We start from the raw sequence: 22,226 nt of genomic DNA, 5'->3' as shown, positions 1-22,226 counted from the left end.
TGGGAGTACTGTCCGTAGGTGGTACCGTGCGGGAACAGCCAGCGAAAACCCGCTTGGTCGAGAATTATCCCGGCTGTTATAAAACCCTTCGCAAAGGGCAAGCCCGTAGCGGACGAACTGCACGGCATGCGTGTCACCCCCGAGACGGTCCGTGCCGAGCGCGACTGGGTTCGCGAGCGCGCCCCCGTCGTCGTCCCGCTCGTCAACGACGCCCGCGACCGACTGGGACGGCTCTTCGAGACGGAGGTGGACTCGGTCGCCGTCGAGACGTACCGCGACGAGGTCGATCTCGTGTTCGCCGACGGCGAGGTCGCGGTCAACGTCGCGGGGCTCGTCGGGCTCCTCCGCGAACTCGACGTCGCGGGCGACTACCCCGGGTTCGTCGTCGACGAGGTGCTCGGCCGCGAGCTGGCGGCGACGATCGCGGGGGGACGACCGCTCTCGCTGCTCGCGCAGGCGACGTTTCACTTCGTCGACGTGCACGTTGACGGCGACGCCCCAGAGCTTGCAGACGGCCGTAGCGGCGGGCGCGGAGCCGACGGGCGCGTTCCGGGGTCCGCCGGCGCGGACGACCTCGACGCGGCGCTCGCGGCCGGATTCCAGACGCGGCTCCCGGGATGGGACTGGCGGGAGAAAGAGAGTCCGTTCGGGGTCGACTAACCGAAGTACCGACGGCCGCCGCGGTTAAGAGACGAGCTTCCGGACGAAGTCGTACCCGGCGTCGAGCACCGCGTCGGGGAGGAATCGCGCGAGAACGCCGACGCGGGCGGCGGTGCCGGGTTGAACGCGAGCCGGCGGCTGCGTCGCGCTCGCGGCGTTCACGATTGCGTCTGCGACCAGTTCCGGTTCGACGGATCCCGGACCGTCACCGCCGACGAGCTTCGCGTCCTCGAACAGCGCGTACACGTCTTCGTACGCGCCGGTACGGTCGGCGGCGGCCTCGTCGTCGCTCTCGCCGGCGTCGTCGCGTCCGCCGGCCTCCTGCTCGGCGCGCTTCGAGAAGTTCGTTCGCACCGGCCCGGGCTCGACGACAACCACGTCGATCCCGTACTCTCCGACCTCGTTTCGGAGCGCGTCCGACATCGCCTCGATCGCGAACTTCGATCCGCTATAGACGCCGCCGCCGGGGAACGAGACGCGTCCGGCGACCGACGAGACGTTGAGTATCGTCCCGTCGCGCTCGCGGCGCATGCTCGGCAACACGGCTCTGATCAGCCGATGTGGCCCGTACACGTTCACGTCGAATTGCTCGTGTACCTTCTGTGTCGACACGTCCTCTATGGGGCCGAACTGCCCGTAGCCGGCGTTGTTGACGACGGCGTCGATCGCGCCAGCCTCGTCGAGAACCCGGTCGACGACGCGGTCGACGTCGGACTGATCCGTCACGTCGAGAGTTGCGATCTCACAGCCCGCCTCGCCGAGCGTCTCGATATCTGCCGGATTCCGAGCGGTCGCGTACACGGTCCACCCCTCGTCGGAGAATGCGTGCGCCGCGGCACGGCCGATACCCGAGGAACAGCCGGTGATGAGTACCGTCTTCTGCACGCGTCGGTGGTCGGTCCCCGACGGCATAACTCTCCCGACCGGCGGCCACAGAGGGAAACTGCGAAAATGTTCGGAGACGACGGCTGACAGACGGCTTACTCTTCGTCGCTCGCGTCCGCACTTGCGTCCGCGTCGTCGCTCTCGTCGTCCTTCTCGCTCTCGTCGTCCTCCCCGCTGGCGAGCAGGCCGTGGTCGTCGAGGATCGTCTCGATCTCGCCGACCGAGCGTTCGGTGTAGCCGTCGTCGACCGTGATCGTCGCGACGCCGACGCCCTCCGGCGAAAGCTCTCCGTCGTTCGACTGCGCGAGCGTGTCGAGCGCGAGCCCGACCGCCTCGTCGGTCGAGATTCCCTCCTCGTACTCCGCTTCGAGGTAGTCACGGAGGTCGCTGCGGTCCGAGCCGATCGAGAGGGCCTGCCACTCGTAGGGCGTCCCCGAGGGGTCGGTCTCGAACAGGCGCGGCTCGCCGTTCTCGATCCCGCCGACGATGAGCGCGACGCCGAAAGGGCGCGCGCCGCCGACCTGCGTGTACTGCTGGATGTGGTCGGTGATGTTCTTCGTCAGCGTCTCGATGCCGACAGGCTCGCCGTAGCGGAGCTGATTCACCTGCGCCTGCCGGCGCGCGAAGTCGATGAGCTGGCGGGCGTCCGCGACGTGACCCGCGCTCGCGACCCCGACGTGGTCGTCGGCCTTGTGGAGCTTCTCGATGCTCGCCGGCTCCATCAGCGGGGAGCGGGCGCGCTTGTCCGCCGCGAGGACGACGCCGTCCTCGGCGCGGACGCCGACGCTCGCAGTCCCGCGTTTCACCGCCTCCCGGGCGTACTCGACCTGGTAGAGTCGGCCGTCGGGAGAGAAGATGGTAATGCCTCGGTCGTACGCCTGTTGTTGGGATTGGCCCTGCATGATATCACTCGGTGTCGAACGCCGCCGCGCCGACGTACCCCGACTCGGTCCGCACGTCACACGCGTCTCCGCGCACGACGGCGGGCCGCTCGGCGTCCCCGAACGCGACGTCTCGCTGTGTCGAATTACCGCCCGCGCGACCCATATATCTTTCCTCACAGGCACGCACCGTCCCCGAGATACCGCGAACGCGAACTCCGACCGGCTCGCCGTCGACCTCGTTCACGCACGCGATCGACGCCCGCGCCTCGTCGACGTGACCGTGCCGGACGCGGACGACCGCCTCTCCGCGGCCGTCGGCGTACGCGAACGAGAGGAGAGAGAGGTCGGCGTCGGCGCTGCCGGCGTCGCCGACGAGGTTGCCCGCGGCGTACCACAGCGCGCGCTGGAACGCTCGCCGACCGACGTCGGCGTCCGGCCACGCCTCGATGCCGATGGCGACGTACCGCCACCGCGGTCTGAGGTGTTTCGGGAGGTGTTTCATGCGCCGGTCTCCGCGCCGCGTTCGGAGAGCGCCGCCCCGCGCTCCGCGACGATCACGGCCACCTGGTCGTGGACGCGCTCGACGGCTGTCACCGCGAACCCCTCGTCCGTGAACGCCTCGACGAGCGTCCCGACCGTCGCCGGATCGTCGACCTCGGGTCCGTAGAAGGGGGCCTCCGGGTCCGGCTCCTCGAAGAACGCCACGTCGCCGAGGACGACCCGGCGCGCCCCGGTGTCGGCCATCACGCGGACCGCCTCGCGCTTCTCGTCGTCCGCGAGGTGGTGGAGCGCGAAGTTCGAGGTGACGATGTCGACTCGCCGGTCGGGGCTGACCTCGGGGTCGCGGAACTCGCCGTACGCGAACTCGACGTTCGACAGTCCCGCCGCCGCGGCCTTGCGGCGGCCCTCCGCCATCATCCCCTCGCTGATGTCGCGGGCGAGCACGCTATCGGCGGCGGGCGCGAGCGCGAGTCCGATCGCGCCCGTACCCGCCCCGAGGTCGAGAACGGCATCCGCGGGCGACGGATCGGCGTGTTCGATCACGAGGCTCGCGCAGGCGTGGTACTCGTCGCTCTTCGAGTCGTCGTACTCGTCGGCCATCTCGGAGAACCGCGCCGCGTGTTCCTCAACCGTCTTCTTCATACCGTCCACGTCGGACCCCGGGCGCTATGAAGCCCTCGGAGCGCCGCTCCCGGGTCCGGGCCGCGATCTCGCCCCACGCGGCGAGCCCCTCGCGGACCCACTCGGAGTCGAACCCGATCGACTCCGCGGCGGCGACGACCTCCCGCGAGGCCCGCAGTTCGAGGTGGGAGGCGGCGTTCGCGCTCACGACGTGCGGCGCGTCGTAGTAGGTCACGATCTCGCGGAGCTTCCGGAGGTCGGCGAGAGCGCGGACGCGTTTCCCGCCGGTCGCTCGGAACAGCGGGCCGAGGTCGAACTCCACGTGGACGCCGTTGTCGCGGGCGGCCTTCGCGAGCACGTGGTTGAACTCCCCCGAACCCGCCATCGGCCGGACGAGCACGTCGACCCGCGGCTCCTCGACTGCGAACCGGTTCAGCGCGTCGTCGCCCCCGACGAGACAGACGACGGTGTGCTCCGGCCGGTAGTTGCCGACCGATCCCGACGCGCTCGTGGGGTCGTCCGCGTCGATCTCGACCGCGTCGACGACATCGATATCGTACTTCTCGCCGAGCGCGGTCGGATCGCGCGCTCGGTCCCGAGACGCCGGAGCGCCGTCGGTGGCGTCGCCCGTCTCGTCGCGCCCGTCGACCGGATCGAGCGCCTCTCGCGTCCGGACGACGATCCCGTCGTAGCCGTACCGCGCGGCGGTAGCGGCGTGGCGCGCGACGGTCGCGTCGCCGTCGGGGTGCGCGTGAACGGCCTCGTACATGGCGTCTCCTTTCTCCTCCGACCGTATCGTCGTTGCGTTTTGGGGCGGGTGTCTGCGGGCCGTCTGGACTCGTTGCGGCCGATCACCCGAGACGCCCGACGCCCTTTTTGTTCGCTCCACCCAATCCGGCGGCATGGCCGCCGAACTGGAGGAGAAGACGGACCGTTACGAGCACATGCTCGCGGACGCGCTGGCGGTCGCGGAGCCGCGCCCGCCCGCCGACACGCCCCTCGGTGCGGCCGCGGCCGACGTGACCGAGATGGCCGAGTCGTACCTCGAAGACGGACGGCACTTCCGCGAGGCAGACGACCCTGTCAACGCGCTCGCGTCGTACTCGTACGGCTACGGTTGGCTCGACGCCGGCGTTCGGATGGGCTTGTTCGCGGTCCCCGAGGACACAGAGCTGTTCACCACGTGATCGCCCGCGGGCCGTCGAGCCGCGAACCGGTCACGAGTCGTCGAGCCGCGAGCGTGCAGCGTCCGGCGCGTCCCCCACGACCGCTATCGAATCTCCCCGCTCGATGGTCCCGTCCGACACGATCCGCGCGCGCAGTCCGCCCCGGTGGACGAGCGCGTCGTGGATCCCCTCGCGAGCGAGGTGGCGTTCGAGGTACGAGCACGGCTCGCACAGTTCGACTCCCTCGCACACCGCCTCGCCGACGCGGAACCGCGTCCCGACGAGGCGATTGAGGCCGACGTCGGCGGTCGTGAGGTTACGCCGGTGTTCGTCCGCGCCGACGGAGATCCCGTAGTCGCGCTCGACGGCGTCGAGCGTCTCGCGTTCGATCAGCGAGAGTTCTCGGCTCACGTCCCGCGCCGACTCCGAGTAGGTCCCACGCTCCAGAAAGTACCGGTCGCCGCGCAGCCCGCGTCCCGACACGGCCTCCGCGCGGTCTCGCTCTTCCATTGGCGCGCCCGCCTCGGGCGCGGTGTGGACGGCCTCGATCCGTCCGGTCATACTCGAGTCACTGGTGGACACACGAGCAGGGTAGACAAAGCGGTTACGCCGCGGTCGGTAGCCGCCGTGTCGGACCGTCGGCGTCGCCGTCTCCGCTTCACTCCGCGCGCTCGCGAAGCGTTCTCAACAGACCGGCAGTCCCGTCCATGTACGACTCTCCCAGGACGGTGTCTGCGGCGTCGCGGGCGGTCGCGTCGGCGTTGGCGACGGCGTACGACTCGCCGGCGACCGCGAACGTGGACGCGTCGTTCTCGCTGTCGCCGACGGCGACGAAGTCGGCGGCAGCGACTCCGAGCGCCTCTGCAACCCGTTCGAGCGCCTGCCCCTTGCTCACGGCCGTCGATTTGACGTGGTACGCGTAGCCGGTGTCGACGACCTCCACGCGACCGTCGGCGTCGGCCGCGACCTCGCGCAACAGGGTCTCGTCGGCGTCGAGCGACAGCGCGACCTCCGTCTCGCGCCAGCGGTTCACGGTGTCGCCGTCGCCCCACCCGACCTCGCCGCCGTGCGCCTCGAACGCCTCGACGACGGCGCGGGGCGCGGTCGGATCGCCAAGCAGCGTCGTCTCTCCGTCGACGTGAGCCACCCCGCCGTTCTCCGCGATCACGGTCTCCGGACGTCCGAGGAAGTGCGCGAGCGCCACCGGATACGGGAACGCCTTTCCGGTCGCGAACACGACCGGCGCGTCCCAGTCGGGTAGCAGTTCGAAGACGCGCGGGTCGATCCGACCGCTCGCCGTCGTCAGCGTACCGTCGATGTCCAACGCGAGGGGCGGAACCATACCCTCGATCGGGGCGACCGCGGCAACTGTCTTGCGTTCGTCGTCGGACGGGAGGACTATCGCGATTGGCGGGGCCCTACCGCGGTCGGTCGAACAACTCGCGGAACACGAGCGTGGGGAACCGCGGGACGAGCCGGCTCGGTGGACGACCCTTGCCGTCGCTGCGCGCGACGGTCACCCGGTCGAGGAGACCGGCGTCGGCCAGCTCGTAGAGGACGCGCCGTACCGTCGACGCCGACAGGTCGACGGTCGGCCGCGAGGCGATCGTCTCGGTCGCGGTACTCACGGACGACCGGTCCGACTCGGGAAGGTTCACGAGTTCATAGAGGAGCCGTCGGCGACTCTCCGACAGCGAGAGGACGCGTCCGAGCGCGACGCCAGGTTTCACGACTTCGTCGATTCCCGCGTCGAGGTCGCGGGGGCGCACCGTCGACGCTCCCTCGCGTTCGGCGGTGATAGCCGCCCCGGTGATCGCCGCGAGGGCGTCGTGCGCGTCGCCGTCCGCCCACTCACTGACCTCGCGGATCTGGTCGTGGCTGACCGCGTCGCGGCCGAGCCCGGTCGAACAGCGGCTGGTCAGCAGTTCGACGAGGACGTGCCGGCGGTACGGTTCGAAGCCGACCGACTCCGCCGGGTCCCACTCGATCGCGTCGGGCGACTGTCTCCCTAAACACACCGGGACGATGTCGCCGTCCACGTCGTCGAGCCACTCGACGAGGGTCGCCGCGTCGGGCGTCTCCGGTTCGTTCGCGTGGTCGACTGCGACGACGAGGTCCGGACCCGTTCGCATCGCGCTGCGGAGCTTCTCTGCGAGCTCGTCCGTGCCGACCCCGTGTTTCGGAACCGGTTCGTCGCTCACCGCGTCGAGTGCGGCGTGGTACAGTCGGAACCGCGTGGCGGCCCGTCTCGCGTCCGCGAAGACGAAGCCGGGGAGCGTCGGCTCGACCGCGCGAGTCGACGTCTGGATCGCACGCCGCGGCCCGCTATGGGCTGCAAGCCGGTCGAAGAGCGCCGAGACGATCGCGGACTTTCCGCTTCCCTTCGGGCCGTGAACGTAGGTACTCGGCGGCAGACTGCCGGAGAAGGCCGGCTCGAAGATATCGAGCAGCCGCTCGAAGGCCGGCCCTCGACCGACGGGCGAGTCGACGTGTGAGACCGGCGAGACGGCGTTGAGGTCGACGAGCACGCCGGCACCGATATCGTATCCGAGCCGGCGCTCGATCCGATCGTCGATGTTCACGGGCCACCCTCCATCGGCCGGGAATAAAACCGAAGCGGAGCGCTGTCGGCGTCCGTCGGCCCGTCGCACACGGATCCGGCGGGCGCGTCAGCGGTCGGTTCTCGAACTCGGAGCATCGGTGGGTCCTGTGGCGTGATCATGGGTGCGTCTCGGTGGGTGCGACACGGTTCACGGCTCGGCAGCCCGCGGGACGCAGCGAAGAGCCGCGGTCGCGAGGCACTCTGGCGATGATCCTCAGAGGTAGCCCGCGTTGGGCAAGATTCCGAGGATCGAGAGGATCGCCACGGCGACCATCGCGATGGCGATCGCCATCGCCGGCGGGTCGACGTGCGTGCCGGAGTGCGAGTAGAGCAGCCGTTGGGTGACCTCGCCGAGGAGACCGCTGACCGCACCGAAGACGCCGGCCGCGAGCAGCGCGACGACGCTGCCGGCGACGGGATCGACGACGACCGCGCCGACGGCACCGATGAGTGTGATGTGGTGAGTCACCGGGAAGTTCTCGACGCCGAGCTGTAAGAACAGCAGGCTCATCGCCGAGATGGCGTAGCCCATGAAGATGCTCCCCGTCTGGATCCAGATGTACCCGCCGAGGAGGCCGCCGACTATACCGATGACGGCGACGTTCAGCCACTTGTACTGCTGGGGGAGCCACGGCTCGGTCGCGAGGCGACCGGCGTGTTCTTCGGGGCCGCCGTCGGCCTGCGGATGCGGCTCTTCGTTTTCGAACGGCGACATGTCGAGGTAGCCGGAGCCGTTCGGCGAGCCCACGAGCGGGTAGCCGAAGGCGACCCGGGCGACGAGCGCGCTCAACACGACGGTGAGCGCGATGGAGTCGGTAACCGGGGTACCGCTCACGACGAGGAGATTCGCCGAGAGCTGGTTGATGACGACGCCGATCACGCCGAAGACCGCGCCGACGGCGAGGATGTCCGGCTTCGTGCCGAACGCGTACAGGATGTTCTTCCCGAAGTGGTAGTCCCATCCGGCGGGCTCCATCTCCGGGTACTTTTTCCCCGCGTACGCCGAGGCGGCCACGCCGCCCGCGAAGGCGATGTGCGGGCCGGTGATCGCCCCAAAGCCGATGACGCCGGTGATCCCGGCCGCGAGCTGTCCCGGTTCGACCGCCGGGACGTTCGTGGCGAGTTCCCGCTGGAGGATACCGATCCCCTCGCCGAGGAACACGACGAACCCGGTGAAGACGAACGCCGGGAGCGCGCCGATCGCGGCCCCGAACGCGCCGCCCGCGAGCGCGGTGATGACGAGCAGCAGGAACTGTTCAACCGGCATTCCGATGACCGGGACCGTCAAGAGGAGTCCGTGCATTGTCAGTCCTCCTGTGCCCAGTCGAGCGACTTCTCGACGGCGTCGCCCCAGCGGTTGTACAGCTTGTCTACCTCCGTCTGATCCTTTTCCGGCGTGAACTCGCGGTCCACCTGCCAGTTATCGCGGAGCTCGTCGACGGTGTCCCAGTAGCCGACGGCCAGGCCGGCGGCGTACGCCGATCCGAGCGCGGTGGTCTCGTCGACCTCCGGTCGCGCGATGTCGGTCTGGATGATGTCCGACTGGAGCTGACAGAGGAAGTTGTTCTTCACCGCGCCGCCGTCGACGCGGAGGCTCGTCGTCTCCACGCCGGAGTCGGCCTCCATCGCCTCGGCGACGTCGCGCGTCTGGTAGGCGATAGACTCGAGCGTCGCGCGGACGATGTGTTCCTTGCTCGTGCCGCGGGTCATCCCGACGATGGTTCCGCGGGCGCGGCCGTCCCAGTGGGGCGCGCCGAGGCCCGTGAACGCCGGGACCATGTAGACGCCGTCGGTCGACTCGACCGACCGGGCGAGTTCCGCGGTCTGAGCGGCGTTGTTGATCAGGTCGACGTCTTCGAGCCACTCGATTGCGGCGCCGGTGATGAAGATCGACCCTTCGAGCGCGTACTGCACGGGCTCGCCGGACATCTGGAAGCCGATGGTCGTCAGGAGTCCGTGGTCGGACTCGACGGCGTCGGTGCCCGTGTTCATCAGGTAGAAGGAGCCGGTGCCGTACGTGTTCTTCGCGTCTCCCTCGTCGAAGCAGGTCTGGCCGAACAGCGCGGCCTGCTGGTCGCCGAGCGCGCCGGCGACGGGGACTTCCTCGCCGAGGAACCCGTCCGCGTCGGTGTGTCCGTAGTAGTCCTCGTCGGAGGAGGGACGTACCTCGGGAACCATCTCCTTCGGGACGTCGAACTCCTCCAGCAGTTCGTCGTCCCACTCTAGGTCCCGGATGTTGTACAGCATCGTCCGGGACGCGTTCGTCACGTCCGTGATGTGGTTGCCCGTCAGGTTGTAGATGAGCCACGAGTCGATCGTGCCCATCACCAGTTCCCCGTCGCGGGCGCGAGCGCGGAGGTCGCCGCCGCGGGAACTCTGCATCTTGAGCGGCTCCGCGTTGTCGAGGATCCACTCGGTCTTGGTCGCGGAGAAGTACGCGTCGGCTTCGAGGCCGGTCTTCTCGCGGATATCTTCGACCATGTCGGCCTCCTGCAACTCTTCGACGCGGTCGGTCGTCCGGCGGTCCTGCCAGACTAAGGCGTTGTGGACCGGCCGTCCGGAGTCTTTGTCCCAGACGATCGTCGTCTCGCGCTGGTTCGTGATCCCGATCGCTTCCAACTGCTCCGCGTCGAGGCCCGCGTCAGCGAGGCCGTCGAGGACGACCTGTTGGGTGTTCTCCCAGATCTCGATGGGGTCGTGTTCGACCCACCCGGGATTGGGATAGATCTGTTCGTGTTGTTCGTAAGCGTTCGCGACGACCTGTCCGCCATGGTCGAACACCATAAAGCGGGTGCCAGTCGTCCCCTGGTCTATCGCACCGACGTACTGTGTCATGTGTTTGATCCCTCCTGTGGCGCTGGTCCGGCCCGACGGTGACGGCGGTCGCGACGGCGACGAGTGGTACCGCGGCGGTCGTCCGACCCGCCACCACCCGGAACGCCCTGTGACATCTCTCCCGCGACACTCGTCGCAGATGCCGTGTTCGGCGGCGAGACCGATATCACCAGCCGAACGCGGGCGCGTCACCGCCGCCGACGCGACATATCTTCACGGAAGCTACTACGCCATCCGTGAACATAACGTACTACCATAATAAACTTCCCGTTGAAATCTCGAATTAGCGGCGTATAAAAAATATAGTATATAAATAACGCGGCGACGCCCGCGATTGTCTTATATGAATGTCTCTTATCGTTATCTGTACCCTGAGGTAGGAGATAAAGTAAAGTGGGCAGGGTCCGAGCGACACACATGGACAGACAGGTGGACGTCGTCGTCGTCGGTGGGGGATCGACGGGGTGCGGCGTCGTCAGGGACCTGGCGCGACGGGGACTGGAGACAGTGCTCGTCGAGAAGGGGAATCTGACGCACGGCACGACCGGGCGCATGCACGGACTGCTCCACAGTGGGGGGCGGTACGCCGTATCCGATCAGAAGAGCGCGAGAGAGTGTATCGAGGAGAACCGGGTCCTCCGCGACATCGCGGCCCACTGCGTCGAGGAGACTGGCGGGCTGTTCGTGAAGCGACCGGAAGACTCGGAGGAGTACTTTCAGGAGAAACTAGATGGATGTCGCGCGTGCGACATTCCGGTCGAAGTGATAGACGGAGAGGAGGCGCGTCGGCGCGAGCCGTACCTCGCGCGCGACGTGGAGAAGGCGATCGCGCTGCCCGACGGCGCGGTCGACCCGTTTCGGCTCTGCGTGTCGAACGCGGTCGACGCCCGCGAGCACGGCGCGCGGATCGAGACGCACGCCCCGGTCACCGACGTGCTCGTCGAGGGCGGCGAGGTCGTCGGCGTCGAGGTCCAACACGAGACCGGCCCCGGCAAGCGCGTCCACCGCGAGCCGGGGACGACGGAGGAGATCCGCGCGCGCCACGTCGTCAACGCGACCGGCGCGTGGGCGGGCAACGTCGGCGAGATGGCCGGCGTCGACGTGGAGGTGCGCCCCTCCAAGGGCGTTATGACCGTGATGAACACCCGGCAGGTCGACACCGTGATCAACCGCTGTCGACCGAAGGGTGACGCCGATATCATCGTCCCGCACGAGACCGCCTGCATTCTCGGCACGACCGACGAAGAGGTCGACGATCCCGAGGACTATCCCGAGGAGGACTGGGAGGTCGACCTGATGATCGAAACGCTCTCGGAACTGGTGCCCGCGCTCGAAGACGCCCGGACGCTTCGCTCCTTCTGGGGCGTTCGCCCGCTCTACGAGCCGCCGGGAACCGGCACGGAAGACCCGACCGACATCACGCGCGACTACTTCCTCCTCGACCACGGCGACCGCGACGACCTCCCCGGTATGACGACGATCGTCGGCGGGAAGCTCACCACCTACCGGATGATGGCCGAGTCGATAAGCGACCACGTCTGCGACGCGCTCGGGCACGAAGCAGTCTGTGACACCGCCGACGCACCGCTTCCGGGCTCGGAGAGTCCCGCTCGAATGAGCGATCTGATGGACGAGTTCGGTCTCCGATCGCCTGTCGCCCGGCGCTCGGGCCAGCGGCTCGGCTCGCGCGCCGACGACGTGCTCTCCGGCGTCGATCCGAACCCCGTGGTCTGCGAGTGCGAGGGGGTCACCCGCGCGGAGGTACGAGACGCGATAGACGAGGCGGGCAGCGACCTCAACGCGGTCCGCCTCCGGACCCGCGCCTCGATGGGCAACTGTCAGGGCGGGCTCTGTTCTCACCGGATCGCCGCGGAGCTGGCACAGGAGTACCCGGAACCGGTCGTTCGCGACGCCGAGGACGAACTGTATCAGGAACGCTGGAAGGGACAGCGGCACGCGCTGTGGGGCCGACAGCTCTCGCAGGCGATGTTGAACCACCTGCTGCACGCGACGACGATGAACCGCGACGGCGACCCGGCGGGACTCGACGGCGAGGTCGACTTCGGCGCGTTCGACGCCGGAGCCGACGCCGCGACCGGGTCCGACTCCGGCGGTGGCAGCGACACCGGGACGGCGGCCACGGACGGCGGGCGCGCGGGAACCGAGGCGACAGCCGGCTGCCGCGCAGACGCCGACGACGGGGGGGCCGATGGCGATCGATAGCGACGTGCTCGTCGTCGGCGGCGGGCTCGCGGCGATCACGTCGGCGATCGCGGCGGCCCGCGAGGGCGCGGACGTTCGGCTCGTCTCGCACAAGTCGAGCACGCTCCGGCAGGCCTCGGGACTGATCGACGCGCTCGGTTACGTCCCGGCGACGGAGCCCGCGAAGCCGCTCCGCGAGGGGCCGCCGACGGCCGGCCGCGAACTCGACCGCGACGAGTGGCCCGACCCCGAGGGGCCGCTCTCGGATCCCTTCACCGGCGTCGACCGACTCCCCGAGTCGCATCCGTACCGAATCGTCGGACCGGAGGCGCTCCGCGACGGGCTCGCGCTCTTCGACGACCTCGCGGGCGACGCCTACCGCGGGGGCCACACCGACCGGAACGCCCTCCTGCCGACGTTCGGCGGGACCGTGAAGCCGACCGCGCGGTACCCCGCGGCCGCCGAGGCGGGGCTCGCGAGCGACGATCGGTCGACGCTCGTCGTCGGGTTCCGGTCGCTCACGGAGTACGACGCTCGGACGTTCGCGGGACGGCTGGAGGCGGCCGGCGTCCCGTTCGACGTCGCCGGCGCGGAAGTCGAGTTCGCGGAAGCGTTCCGCGCTGACACGAAGGTCACCCGGTTCGCGAAGGCGCTCGATCACGACGAGCCGATCGACGGCACGCCCGCTCGCGAGGCGCTCGCGGCGGCGGTCGCGCCGCACCTTCACGACGTGATCGACGAATCTGGCGGCGTCGACCGCGTCGAGCGTGTGGGGTTCCCGGCGTTCCTCGGCGACGACCGCGGCGACGAGGTGCGCGCCGAACTCGCCGACCGGCTCGGGGCCGACGTGTTCGAGATCCCGATGGGGCCGCCGAGCCTGCCGGGGCTCCGGCTCGAAGACCGGCTGTACGACGCGCTCGACGACGCGGGCGTGCGGTTCGAGACCGGGAACCCCGTGGTGGGTATCGACGCGGCCGCGGACGGGCGGATCGAGACCGTCTCGGTGGATCGGAAGGGCCGCGAAACGCCCTACGGAGCGGACGCGTTCGTGCTGGCGACGGGCGGGCTGGTCGGGAAGGGGCTCGACTCCGATCGGGAGGGAGTCCGCGAGCCCGTGTTCGATCTGCACGTCGACCAGCCCAAGGACCGCTACGAGTGGTTCGTCGACGACGCGTTCGGCGACCAGCCGTACGCCCGGTTCGGGGTGCGCCCCGACGAGCAGTGTCGACCGCTGGATGCGGGCGGATCGGTACAGTACGAGAACGTCTTCGCGGCCGGCGGGGTCGTCGGCGGCGCGGACGTGGCGAGGGAGAAGTCCGCGAGCGGAGTGTCGCTCGCGACCGGCGTGACGGCCGGACGAGAGGCGGCGACGGAGGCGAACGAATGACACGAGACACACAGAGCGACGGTGACGGCGACGGGCGGGAGACGACCGACGAACCGGGCGAAGAAACCAGGTCGGAACCGAGCAAAGAAACCATGTCGGAACCGGGGGTCCCCCGGCTCGGCCGCGACGAGCAGCCGTCGATCTTCGTCCCCGACGACGGAGATTCGGAGGAGGTCGACGGCGACGCGGCCGACGGTGCCGCGATCGCGGACCGCGCCGCCACCGACGGCGGCGTCGAGAGCGCGACGGGCGGAACCGACTCCGCGGACCTCGACCCCGACGCCTACGATCCGGTCGACGTGTTCCCCGGTGGCGACTTGGACCTCCGAGAGGGCGCGGACTCCTGTTACAAGTGCACGAGCTGTGACACCTCTTGTCCGGTCGCCGAGGTCGACGAGGAGTTCCCGGGGCCGAAGTTCCAAGGGCCGGAGCAGTGGCGGCTCAAGCGCAAGGACGACCACGACATCGACGAGTCGATCACCTCGTGTTCGAACTGCATGCGCTGTGACGACGCTTGCCCCTCCTCGGTGCCGCTCTCGCAGATGCACAACGAGGCGCGGGGGCAGTTCGTCGAAGAGCAGATGGAGAAGCTCTCGCGGGAGTACATCCGGAACCGGATCCTCTCGAACTACCGCTTTTTCGCCGACATCGCGAGCAAGGTGCCGCGGCTGGCGAACGCCGCGACGAAGATTCCGGGTGCGATGACGCTCGGGGAGAAGCTGCTCGGCGTCACAAGCGAGCGCGAGTTCCCCGAGTTCGCCACCCAGACGTTCCGGGAGTGGTGGCGCGAGCGCGGCGGCGCACAGATCGAAGACCCCGATAAACGAGTGGCCTATTTCCACGGCTGCTATTCGAACTACAACACGCCCGAGGTCGGCAAGGCCATGGTGCGGGTGTACGAGCACTTCGGCTACGAGGTCATGGTACCGCCCCAGAAGTGCTCGGGGACGCCGATGTTCGCGAACGGCATGCTGAAGGACGCGCGTCGCCACGCCGAGACGAACGTCGAGAATCTGATCGAGGCGATCGGCGAGGGGGCGGACGTGATCGCCTCCTGTACCTCGTGTTCGCTCTCGCTGCGACAGGAATACCCTGAGCTGTTCGACATCCACGGGATAGAGGACGTCTCGGAGCACACCTTCGAGGCGCTGGAGTACCTCCGGATCCGCGAGGATCTGGAGGGCGAACTGGCGGACACCGAACTCGCCGACGAGCGGTCGTTCGCGTACCACGCGCCGTGTCACGCCCGCAATCAGGGCCTCTCCCGTCAGGCTGTCGAGACGTTCCGCGACGTTGAGGGTGTCGAGATGGAGGACGTCGGCGACTCCTGTTCGGGTATCTCCGGCACCTACGGCTGGAAGGAGGAGAAGTACGAGAAGTCGATGGAGATCGGCGCGGAGATGTTCGAGCACATGGAAGACGCCGATGGCGACGTGGGGATGACCGAGTGTCCGACCTGCGCTATGCAGATGGAACACGGCACTGGCTACGAGATCGAACACCCGCTCCAACTGCTCGAAGACACGGTCGTGTGAATCGCCTCGAGGTCGGAGCGGGAACACGCGCTGAGGGAAGCGACGAAATCGCGTGACTCTGCGGCTCCTCGTTCCGCTTTTCAAACGGGATAACCGTGAGCCAATGCTTATACGCGGGTCACACGGAGAGGTCGTCGTGACGCTCGAACACCTCCTCGACCGCTTCGACGGCGTCGAGCGGTCCCTCGTCGTGGTCAACCGGACCGATCCCGACCCCGTGTTGAACATGCTCGTCGACACGTTCGGAGACGGCGGGGTGACCGTGACCGACGGACGGACGGTAGAGGAGACGGCGGATGCAACGACGAATGCGACGGCGGAGTCGATGGATTCGACGGCGGAGTCGACGGATGCGACGAGGGCGGGCGGCGGGGCGGCCTCGTCGAAGGTGACGCGCGGCGGAGGCGTCACCGCGAGCGAGTTCACCGAGGTGCGGACGGCCGGAGACGGCTCCGGAACCACGTCCGACCTCGTGATCGACGCGGAGGCGTTGCGTCGGAACGAGGCGGTGTCGTTCGACGGCGACAGCCTGACTGACGTCGAGAACCTCGCGCTTCTCGTCGAGGGCGACGAGGTGATCGCGGGGTCGACGCTCGGCGAACTCGGAGACGCGGTGCTCTTCGTTAACTCCGACCTGTATATCACGGGCAGCCGCTCGATCGCCGACCTCGAACTTCCGTCCGTCATCTCCGGGCTCGACGACGCGCTGTTCACGCTTCGCGGCTATCCCGAGTCGAACAGGCAGAAGCTGCTTCTCATCACCATCTCTCGGTTCATCGAACGGACGGCGTGGATCGCCGGAGACGGGACGCTCCGCTCGTCGTTCCAGCGGCTCTCGCGCCTCGACGACGAGGTCGGGACCCGAGAGGTGTACGAGCGCGTGGCCGACGGCGGAGTCGAGACGCACCTGTACGGTGTTCCTGACGACGTACCGAGCGGGATCGACGCGACCGTCCACGGCGGTTACACGCCAGATTACACCGACAGCTGGTTCGTCGTGTACCGTCCGCCGGACGGACCTCGGCCGGTCGGTCCGGAGGCGGGTGCCGACATCAAACGCGGGCTGGAAGGCGGTGTCGCTCTCCTCGCGGTCGAGTCGGAACCCCGGGTCTGGCGTGGGCTCTGGTCGTTCGAGCCGGATCGGGTCCGCGCGATTCACCGGTACATCGAGCAAAACCTGTAGCCGGCGAGGGTGAACCCCGCGACCGGTGGCAGCGAGACCGTCGTCCTCAGGGAGGAAAATACCACGTCGCTCGCGTGGTGAATCCAACCCGTGAGTTCATATTCCCCGAGCGGTGACGGACGGTCATGTTCACGGAGCGGTCGGACCTCCTCGCGGACGACGACCCACTTCGCGGCTACGGCATCGCGGTGACGCCGGGCCGGGAGGGGCCGCTCCTGTTCGTCGCCGGCTACGGCGAACCGAACCGCCTGTACGCCCGCGACGGAGACCGATTCGTCGACACGGCCTGCGGTATCGTCGCCGACGGGACCCGCCACGGCATGGGCGTCTGCGCCGCCGACCTCGACGCAGACGGCTGCGAGGAGGTGTACCTTCACAACTGCGCGAGGGGAGTCGACGGCGGCGACCCCGACCTGCTTTTGAGCCGGCTGGAATCGGACCGGTTCCGCTGGACAGACGTGTTCGCGCTCGATGTGAACGCGGACCGGCTCGACGTTCGCGCGGGCCGGTCGGTGGCCGCGCTCGATCGACTCGGAACGGGGCGGTACGGCGTGGCTGTCTCCGGGTACGCCGCTCCGCTCGCGTTCTACGAACTCGGCGACGACGGCGAGATAACCGACATGGCCGAGGCCGTCGGCCTCACGGTCGAGGGCGGCTGTCGCTCGCTTCTCGCGGTCCCCGACTGCTCCGGCGAGGGGGACCTGTTCGCCGGCGTCGAGCGCGGAGCGAACCGGCTGTTCCGGAACGAGGGGGGTCACTACGACGGTTCGGGTGACGTCCCGGCGCTCGCGGATCCCGAGGGCGACACCCGCGGTGCCGCCCTCGTCGACGAGGGCGGGACGTTCTCGTTCGCCATCGGCAACGAAAGGGGGCCGAACCGGCTCCTCCGCCGGACGGAGTCCGGAGCGTTTTCCGACGTGGCGACGGGTCCGCTTCGCGGGCCTCAGCGGGTTCGAACGGTCGTTGCAGCCGACTTCGACAACGACGGCCGCGAGGAGCTGTTTTACAACGCCGCGGGCGAACCGAACCGGCTCTACGAGCGCGTTGACGATCGGATCGACGGGCGCGCCGCCGACGACCACGACGCGCGCTGGCGGCGCATCGACCCCGGACCCGCCGCCGAGCCGGACGGTTTCGGGACCGGGGCGGTCGCCGCGGACCTCGACGGCGACGGCGTCCTCGAACTGGTCGTCGTTCACGGCGAGGTCGCCGCACAGCCGATCACCGTGTACCGCCACCCCGACGCCGGAGACGCCGACTGGCTCCGGATCCGACCGTCGACCCGGTACGGAGCGCCCGCCCGCGGGGCGGTCGTCACTCTCGACACGACGGACGGGACCCAGCGCCGCGCGGTCGACGCCGGTGGCGGCTGTCTCTGTCAGACCGAGCCGGTGGCGCACTTCGGCCTCGGCGATGCGACACCGGTCAGCGTCACCGTCCGCTGGCCCGACGGCCGCGAACGGGCGCTGACCGACGTCCCGACGAACGCGTCGATACCGATCGAGCACCCGTCGAACCGAGCCGCGGCACAACGGGTCCGGGAGCCGAGCGGGGAGTCGTCGGCCGGACGGTGACTCCGTGGCGGCGACCGGTTCGTTCGCTCTGACCCGCCGGCGCTTATAAACTCTCGACCCGATGGATCCGTATGGACGGAGACGCCACCGTCGTCGGCGGCGGGCTAAGCGGGCTCGTCGCGGCGGCGCGGCTCGCTGACGCGGGCGCAGACGTGACGCTTTTCGAACGCCGCTCGGAGGTCGGAGGACGGGTGCGGACCGAGACGGTCGACGGGTTCACGATCGACCACGGCTTTCAGGTGCTCTTCACGAGCTATCCGGCCGCCGAACGCGTGCTCGACCCCGACGGTCTCGACGGTCTCGACCTCCGCCGGTTCGCTCCCGGCGCGACGATCTGCCGACCGGGGTCTCACTCGGTGCTCTCCGACCCGATTCGGGACCCCCGACACGCGCTCGCATCGCTGCGAAACGACGAGGTGTCGTTCTCGGACAAGCTCCGGACGCTCGCTCTCCGGTACGACCTCAACCGGCGGGACGCGGCCGACTTCTTTTCGGGGCCGGACGCGTCCATCCGCGAGTACCTCCGGGACTGGGGGTTCGCCGACGAGTACCTCGCGAACTTCGTCGGACCCTTCTACGGCGGGATCACTCTCGATCGCACGCTGTCGACCTCGAAGCACGTCTTCGAGTACACGTTCCGCGCGATGAGCCGCGGTGCGATCGGCGTTCCGGCCGCGGGGATGGCGGCGCTTCCGAAGGCGCTCGCAGAGCGCGCCCGGTCGGCGGGCGTCGAGATACGGACCGGCGCGACCGTCGAGTCGGTTCGGATCGCGGGCGGCGGGCGGCTCCCGTTTCGGGGAGGCTTGTCAGACGCCGACCGCGCGGTCGTCGAACTCGCCGACGGGTCCGCGCGCGAGACGGATACCGTCGTGGTGGCTGCGTCACCCCCGGAGGCGCGCCGGCTCACGGGCGTCGACGCGATACCCACCGAGGGCGCCCCGAGCGTCACCGGCTGGTACGCGCTGCCCGCGGACGCGGCCCCGGAGACTGGGAGGCGGATCCTGCTCAACGCCGCCGGTGACTCGCCGAACGCGGTCGTCCCGATGTCGACGGTCGCGCCCGAGTACGCGCCCGACGGTCGGGCGCTGCTCGCGGCGACGTTCCTCGGCGACGAACCCCTCCACCGTCCCGCGGACGCGCTCCGCGACGACGTCCGCGACGCGCTGAGCGCGTGGTTTCCGGACGAGGACGTCTCGGCGCTTGAGACCGTCGACGTCCACCGCATCCGGTTCGCGCAGTTCGCGCAGCCGCCGGGCGTGCACGCGACGCTGCCGGACGCGGACGACCCGGAGGGTCCGGTCGTGCTCGCCGGCGACTACACGGAGTGGTCGTCGATCCAAGGGGCCCTAGAGAGCGGGACGACGGCCGCCGAGGCGGCGCGGGCGTATCTGTAGACAACCTCCGCTCGCTACGTCTCACTCACGCGAGAACGCGTCTTCACCGTGTTCGTCGACGGCGGCGAGCAGCTCGTCGCGCTGGCGGCGGACCTCCGGCGGGAGTTCGGCGTAGGCGTGATCGAACATGTCCGCGGGGTCGGCCTCGATCGACTCCGCGGCGTCGATGGCGTCGGCGACAACCTCGTCCGCCTCGTCGTGGATCGCCGCGACGCCCTCGTCGTCGATCCGTCCCGTCTCGCGGAGGAACGTCTCCATCCGGTCGAGCGGGTCGAGCGCTCGCCAAGGATCGACCTCCGCTTCGTCGCGGTAGACGGTCGGGTCGTCGGCGGTCGTGTGCGCGCCGAACCGGTACTCGACGAACTCGATCAGCGCGGGACGAGGAGACGCGTCGCCGGATCCGCCACCTCCCGACCCGTCGCCGCTGCCCCGTGCTCGCTTCGCCGCCTCCCGCGTGACCGCGTAGCTCGCGAGCGGGTCCATCCCGTCGACGCGGACGCCGTCGAAGCCGTAGGCGACCGCCTTCTGTGCAAATGTCTCGCTCGCGGTCTGGTCCGACTCGGGGATCGAGATTGCCCAGCCGTTGGCGTGACAGCAGAACAGCGTGGGCGTGTCGAACACGCCGGCGAAGTTCAGCGCCTCGTGGAAGTCGCCCTCGCTCGTCGCGCCGCCCCCGAAATGGCAGGCCGCGACGCGGTCCTCGCCGCGGTAGTCGAACGCCCACGCCGCGCCGACGGCGTGCGGCAGGTGCGCACCGATGCCGATGTTCAGCGGGAAGACGTTGCCCGCGGCGATCAGCTCCGTGCCGACCTCGTGGCCCATCCAGTAGGGGAGGTACTCCGTGAGCAGGTCGCGGGCGACGATCGCGCCGTGCTCGCGGTACTGGTAGCTTATCAGATCGCGGTCCGCGAGGGCGTGTGTCGACCCGACGGCGGAACCTTCTTGTCCCGCACAGGGCGCGTACGTCCCGATCCGGCCCTGTCGCTGGAGACTGACCGCGCGCTCGTCGAACCGCCGGGTGACGACCAGGTCGCGGTAGATCGCGCGAAACCGGTCGTCCGAGAGGTCGGGAACGGTCGCGTCCGGAAGCGGACGCCCGTCCGCGTCGAGCACCCGGACCACGTCCTCGTCGGCGAGCGGATCGGTCCCGTGTTCGTCCATGGCGGATCGGTGTGCGCCGAGGTCAAAGGAGTTAGCGGTCGAACGGAGGGACGGTGGCTGTCGATCCGGCGGCGCGCTTTTGGAGGATTTATACCGACCGCGCACTCTCTCCCGACATGATCTTATCGGACGCGGACATCCTCTCCCGGCTCGCGGACGGGGACCTCGCGATCGAGCCGCTCGACGACGTGGACCAACAGGTCCAGCCGGCCAGCGTCGACCTCCGTCTCGGCGGGCGATTCTTGGAGTTCCAGCGGACCAACATCCCGTGTATCCACCCGACGGAGGCCGACGAGGTCGGCGAGTACGTCACGGAGACGACCGTCGAGGAGGGCGACGAGTTCATCCTCCACCCCGGCGACTTCGTGTTGGGCACGACCGTCGAGCGCGTAACAATTCCGGACGACCTCGTCGCACACGTCGAGGGTCGCTCGTCGCTCGGCCGGCTGGCGATCGTCGTCCACGCGACCGCGGGACTCTGTGACCCCGGATACGAGGGGCAGATCACCCTCGAACTCTCGAATCTCGGGACCGCCCCCGTCGCCCTCTCACCGGGAATGCGCGTCTCACAGCTCACGTTCACGGAACTCAAATCGCCGGCCGACAGGCCGTACGGGGCCGAGCGGGGGTCCAAGTACCAGAATCAGGACGGGCCGCAGGCCTCGCGGATCGGCGATGATCCGGAGTTCGCGGGGGACGGTTCGGAGGACGAGACCAGATGAAGTTCATCGAGGAGGTCGTCGTCGACGAGTTCCTTCCCACCGTGCGCTCGATGCTCGCCGAGGACCTCCGCGAGCGGGGGTTCACGCAGCGAGAGGTGGCAGACGCCCTCGGTATCTCCCAGTCGGCGGTCTCGAAGTACGCGCACGGCGAGGTCGCTCGCCACGAGCGCGTCGTCGCCGACGACCGCGTCCGCGGCCTCGTCGACCGCGTCGGCGAGGGGCTCGCCGCCGGCGATCTCACGCCCGTCGCCGCGCTCGTCGAGATCGAGGTGCTGATCCGCCGGCTCGAAGAGGGAGATCTCCTCGCCGACCTCCACGAGGAGGCGATGCCGGCGCTCTCGGACGCCGACGTCGAGTTCTCCGTCCACGACCCGGACAGCGGGCTCCGCGAACGCGAGCGAGTCCTCGGATCGGTCCGTCGCGGGCTCCGCACCCTGACGAACGCCTCGGGGTTCGCCGGTCTGATCCCGAACGTCGGCGCGAACGTCGTGGAGTGTCTCGACGACGCGGCGACTGTCGACGACGTCGCCGCCGTCCCCGGTCGGCTCGTCGACGTGAAGGGGCAGGCGATGGTCCCGGGCGAGCCCGAGTTCGGCGTGAGCGAGCACGTCGCGAGCGTCCTTTTGGCCGCGCGCGAGGCCGGATCGACCGTTCGCGGCGCGGTGAACCTCCGATATGACCCCGAGACCGTCGAGACGCTCGCCGACTCGTACCCCACGGTCGAGTTCGATCCGGAACGACCGACGCGCGAGGCGGTCGCCGACGCGGTCGCGGCCGCCGACCTCCCCGACGACGACGGGACGATCGTCTGCTATCAAACCGGTGCCGTCGGGGTCGAGCCGATCGTCTACGTGCTCGCGCCGACCGCCGCCGACGCGGCGCGAGTCGTTCGCGGGCTGTTGTGACCGCCGGCG

General features: G+C 69.2%; 21 protein-coding genes. 10 read left to right on the top strand and 11 right to left on the bottom strand.

Annotation, left to right across the window (positions count from 1 at the left end; genetic code table 11):
• Positions 1–126: 126 nt before the first annotated feature.
• Positions 127–660 carry a hypothetical protein gene (locus tag ACZ45C_RS09125; RefSeq protein ID WP_460558667.1) on the top strand — a complete coding sequence of 178 codons (534 nt, stop codon included), beginning with the start codon at positions 127–129 and terminating at the stop codon, positions 658–660.
• A gap of 24 nt (positions 661–684) precedes the next feature.
• Here the strand turns inward: ACZ45C_RS09125 and ACZ45C_RS09120 are convergent, their stop codons facing one another.
• From ACZ45C_RS09120 to ACZ45C_RS09100, 5 genes are all read right to left on the bottom strand, one after another.
• Positions 685–1,572, bottom strand: coding sequence for an SDR family oxidoreductase (locus ACZ45C_RS09120; RefSeq protein WP_460558665.1), 888 nt, complete (start codon positions 1,570–1,572; stop codon positions 685–687).
• 68 nt (positions 1,573–1,640) lie between these two features.
• The gene (gene psmA, locus ACZ45C_RS09115) at positions 1,641–2,447 is read right to left on the bottom strand and encodes an archaeal proteasome endopeptidase complex subunit alpha (protein ID WP_460558663.1); all 807 of its coding nucleotides are present in this window, start codon (positions 2,445–2,447) and stop codon (positions 1,641–1,643) included.
• 4 nt (positions 2,448–2,451) lie between these two features.
• Complete coding sequence (locus ACZ45C_RS09110; protein ID WP_460558662.1) at positions 2,452–2,931, bottom strand: Rpp14/Pop5 family protein; 480 nt, start codon at positions 2,929–2,931, stop codon at positions 2,452–2,454.
• Positions 2,928–3,572, bottom strand: a complete 645-nt coding sequence (locus tag ACZ45C_RS09105) for a class I SAM-dependent methyltransferase (protein WP_460558660.1) — start codon at positions 3,570–3,572, stop codon at positions 2,928–2,930. Before ACZ45C_RS09105 ends, ACZ45C_RS09110 begins: the two co-directional genes overlap by 4 nt.
• Complete coding sequence (locus ACZ45C_RS09100) at positions 3,556–4,320, bottom strand: RNase P subunit p30 family protein (protein WP_460558658.1); 765 nt, start codon at positions 4,318–4,320, stop codon at positions 3,556–3,558. Before ACZ45C_RS09100 ends, ACZ45C_RS09105 begins: the two co-directional genes overlap by 17 nt.
• A 133-nt stretch (positions 4,321–4,453) precedes the next feature.
• Here ACZ45C_RS09100 and ACZ45C_RS09095 point away from each other — a divergent pair, with 133 nt between their 5' ends.
• Positions 4,454–4,738: a DUF357 domain-containing protein gene (locus ACZ45C_RS09095; protein WP_460558656.1), complete on the top strand. Its 285-nt coding sequence runs from the start codon at positions 4,454–4,456 to the stop codon at positions 4,736–4,738.
• Positions 4,739–4,768: 30 nt separating this feature from the next.
• Here the strand turns inward: ACZ45C_RS09095 and ACZ45C_RS09090 are convergent, their stop codons facing one another.
• The 5 genes from ACZ45C_RS09090 to glpK form a co-directional block, all read right to left on the bottom strand.
• A complete protein-coding gene (locus ACZ45C_RS09090; protein ID WP_460558654.1) occupies positions 4,769–5,278 on the bottom strand; it encodes an MOSC domain-containing protein in 510 nt (169 codons plus the stop codon).
• 97 nt (positions 5,279–5,375) lie between these two features.
• A complete protein-coding gene (locus ACZ45C_RS09085) occupies positions 5,376–6,059 on the bottom strand; it encodes an HAD-IIB family hydrolase (RefSeq protein ID WP_460558652.1) in 684 nt (227 codons plus the stop codon).
• 76 nt (positions 6,060–6,135) lie between these two features.
• Positions 6,136–7,299: a Cdc6/Cdc18 family protein gene (locus ACZ45C_RS09080; protein ID WP_460558650.1), complete on the bottom strand. Its 1,164-nt coding sequence runs from the start codon at positions 7,297–7,299 to the stop codon at positions 6,136–6,138.
• 234 nt (positions 7,300–7,533) lie between these two features.
• The gene (locus ACZ45C_RS09075) at positions 7,534–8,622 is read right to left on the bottom strand and encodes a hypothetical protein (protein WP_460558648.1); all 1,089 of its coding nucleotides are present in this window, start codon (positions 8,620–8,622) and stop codon (positions 7,534–7,536) included.
• 2 nt (positions 8,623–8,624) lie between these two features.
• The gene (glpK, locus tag ACZ45C_RS09070) at positions 8,625–10,154 is read right to left on the bottom strand and encodes a glycerol kinase GlpK (protein ID WP_460558646.1); all 1,530 of its coding nucleotides are present in this window, start codon (positions 10,152–10,154) and stop codon (positions 8,625–8,627) included.
• A 417-nt stretch (positions 10,155–10,571) separates the two neighbouring features.
• On the opposite strand from glpK, the gene glpA reads away from it, so the two are divergent.
• The 6 genes from glpA (at position 10,572) to ACZ45C_RS09040 (ending at position 19,429) form a co-directional block, all read left to right on the top strand.
• Positions 10,572–12,377 carry an anaerobic glycerol-3-phosphate dehydrogenase subunit GlpA gene (gene glpA / locus ACZ45C_RS09065; protein WP_460558644.1) on the top strand — a complete coding sequence of 602 codons (1,806 nt, stop codon included), beginning with the start codon at positions 10,572–10,574 and terminating at the stop codon, positions 12,375–12,377.
• On the top strand, positions 12,364–13,743 hold the full coding sequence (gene glpB, locus ACZ45C_RS09060; RefSeq protein ID WP_460558642.1) for a glycerol-3-phosphate dehydrogenase subunit GlpB: 1,380 nt from the start codon (positions 12,364–12,366) through the stop codon (positions 13,741–13,743). The genes glpA and glpB overlap by 14 nt, the downstream gene beginning before the upstream one ends.
• 92 nt (positions 13,744–13,835) lie before the next feature.
• Positions 13,836–15,278, top strand: coding sequence for an anaerobic glycerol-3-phosphate dehydrogenase subunit C (locus ACZ45C_RS09055; RefSeq protein ID WP_460558849.1), 1,443 nt, complete (start codon positions 13,836–13,838; stop codon positions 15,276–15,278).
• Positions 15,279–15,414: 136 nt separating this feature from the next.
• Entirely contained in the window at positions 15,415–16,461 is a 1,047-nt protein-coding gene (locus tag ACZ45C_RS09050; RefSeq protein ID WP_460558640.1) for a hypothetical protein, read from the top strand.
• A gap of 125 nt (positions 16,462–16,586) precedes the next feature.
• Positions 16,587–18,035, top strand: a complete 1,449-nt coding sequence (locus ACZ45C_RS09045) for a CRTAC1 family protein (RefSeq protein WP_460558638.1) — start codon at positions 16,587–16,589, stop codon at positions 18,033–18,035.
• Positions 18,036–18,106: 71 nt separating this feature from the next.
• Complete coding sequence (locus tag ACZ45C_RS09040; protein ID WP_460558636.1) at positions 18,107–19,429, top strand: NAD(P)/FAD-dependent oxidoreductase; 1,323 nt, start codon at positions 18,107–18,109, stop codon at positions 19,427–19,429.
• Between the two features lie 21 nt (positions 19,430–19,450).
• Here the strand turns inward: ACZ45C_RS09040 and ACZ45C_RS09035 are convergent, their stop codons facing one another.
• Entirely contained in the window at positions 19,451–20,590 is a 1,140-nt protein-coding gene (locus ACZ45C_RS09035) for a thiamine pyrophosphate-dependent dehydrogenase E1 component subunit alpha (RefSeq protein ID WP_460558634.1), read from the bottom strand.
• Between the two features lie 116 nt (positions 20,591–20,706).
• On the opposite strand from ACZ45C_RS09035, the gene dcd reads away from it, so the two are divergent.
• The gene (dcd, locus tag ACZ45C_RS09030) at positions 20,707–21,312 is read left to right on the top strand and encodes a dCTP deaminase (protein ID WP_460558632.1); all 606 of its coding nucleotides are present in this window, start codon (positions 20,707–20,709) and stop codon (positions 21,310–21,312) included.
• Positions 21,309–22,217, top strand: a complete 909-nt coding sequence (locus ACZ45C_RS09025; RefSeq protein ID WP_460558630.1) for a thiamine-phosphate synthase family protein — start codon at positions 21,309–21,311, stop codon at positions 22,215–22,217. The genes dcd and ACZ45C_RS09025 overlap by 4 nt, the downstream gene beginning before the upstream one ends.
• Positions 22,218–22,226 lie beyond the last annotated feature (9 nt).

It is taken from the genome of Halorubrum pallidum, from assembly GCF_055380345.1.
The sequence above is the reverse complement of the archived record's forward strand: the minus strand, read 5'-3'. Positions and strand labels throughout refer to the sequence as shown.

Coding starts and splice junctions, on each gene's coding strand:
- ACZ45C_RS09125 (WP_460558667.1), top strand. CDS start 127: ATGCGTGTCACCCCCGAGACGGTCCGTGCCGAGCGCGACTGGGTTCGC.
- ACZ45C_RS09120 (WP_460558665.1), bottom strand. CDS start 1,572: ATGCCGTCGGGGACCGACCACCGACGCGTGCAGAAGACGGTACTCATC.
- psmA (WP_460558663.1), bottom strand. CDS start 2,447: ATGCAGGGCCAATCCCAACAACAGGCGTACGACCGAGGCATTACCATC.
- ACZ45C_RS09110 (WP_460558662.1), bottom strand. CDS start 2,931: ATGAAACACCTCCCGAAACACCTCAGACCGCGGTGGCGGTACGTCGCC.
- ACZ45C_RS09105 (WP_460558660.1), bottom strand. CDS start 3,572: ATGAAGAAGACGGTTGAGGAACACGCGGCGCGGTTCTCCGAGATGGCC.
- ACZ45C_RS09100 (WP_460558658.1), bottom strand. CDS start 4,320: ATGTACGAGGCCGTTCACGCGCACCCCGACGGCGACGCGACCGTCGCG.
- ACZ45C_RS09095 (WP_460558656.1), top strand. CDS start 4,454: ATGGCCGCCGAACTGGAGGAGAAGACGGACCGTTACGAGCACATGCTC.
- ACZ45C_RS09090 (WP_460558654.1), bottom strand. CDS start 5,278: ATGACCGGACGGATCGAGGCCGTCCACACCGCGCCCGAGGCGGGCGCG.
- ACZ45C_RS09085 (WP_460558652.1), bottom strand. CDS start 6,059: ATGGTTCCGCCCCTCGCGTTGGACATCGACGGTACGCTGACGACGGCG.
- ACZ45C_RS09075 (WP_460558648.1), bottom strand. CDS start 8,622: ATGCACGGACTCCTCTTGACGGTCCCGGTCATCGGAATGCCGGTTGAA.
- glpK (WP_460558646.1), bottom strand. CDS start 10,154: ATGACACAGTACGTCGGTGCGATAGACCAGGGGACGACTGGCACCCGC.
- glpA (WP_460558644.1), top strand. CDS start 10,572: ATGGACAGACAGGTGGACGTCGTCGTCGTCGGTGGGGGATCGACGGGG.
- glpB (WP_460558642.1), top strand. CDS start 12,364: ATGGCGATCGATAGCGACGTGCTCGTCGTCGGCGGCGGGCTCGCGGCG.
- ACZ45C_RS09055 (WP_460558849.1), top strand. CDS start 13,836: ATGTCGGAACCGGGGGTCCCCCGGCTCGGCCGCGACGAGCAGCCGTCG.
- ACZ45C_RS09045 (WP_460558638.1), top strand. CDS start 16,587: ATGTTCACGGAGCGGTCGGACCTCCTCGCGGACGACGACCCACTTCGC.
- ACZ45C_RS09040 (WP_460558636.1), top strand. CDS start 18,107: ATGGACGGAGACGCCACCGTCGTCGGCGGCGGGCTAAGCGGGCTCGTC.
- ACZ45C_RS09035 (WP_460558634.1), bottom strand. CDS start 20,590: ATGGACGAACACGGGACCGATCCGCTCGCCGACGAGGACGTGGTCCGG.
- dcd (WP_460558632.1), top strand. CDS start 20,707: ATGATCTTATCGGACGCGGACATCCTCTCCCGGCTCGCGGACGGGGAC.
- ACZ45C_RS09025 (WP_460558630.1), top strand. CDS start 21,309: ATGAAGTTCATCGAGGAGGTCGTCGTCGACGAGTTCCTTCCCACCGTG.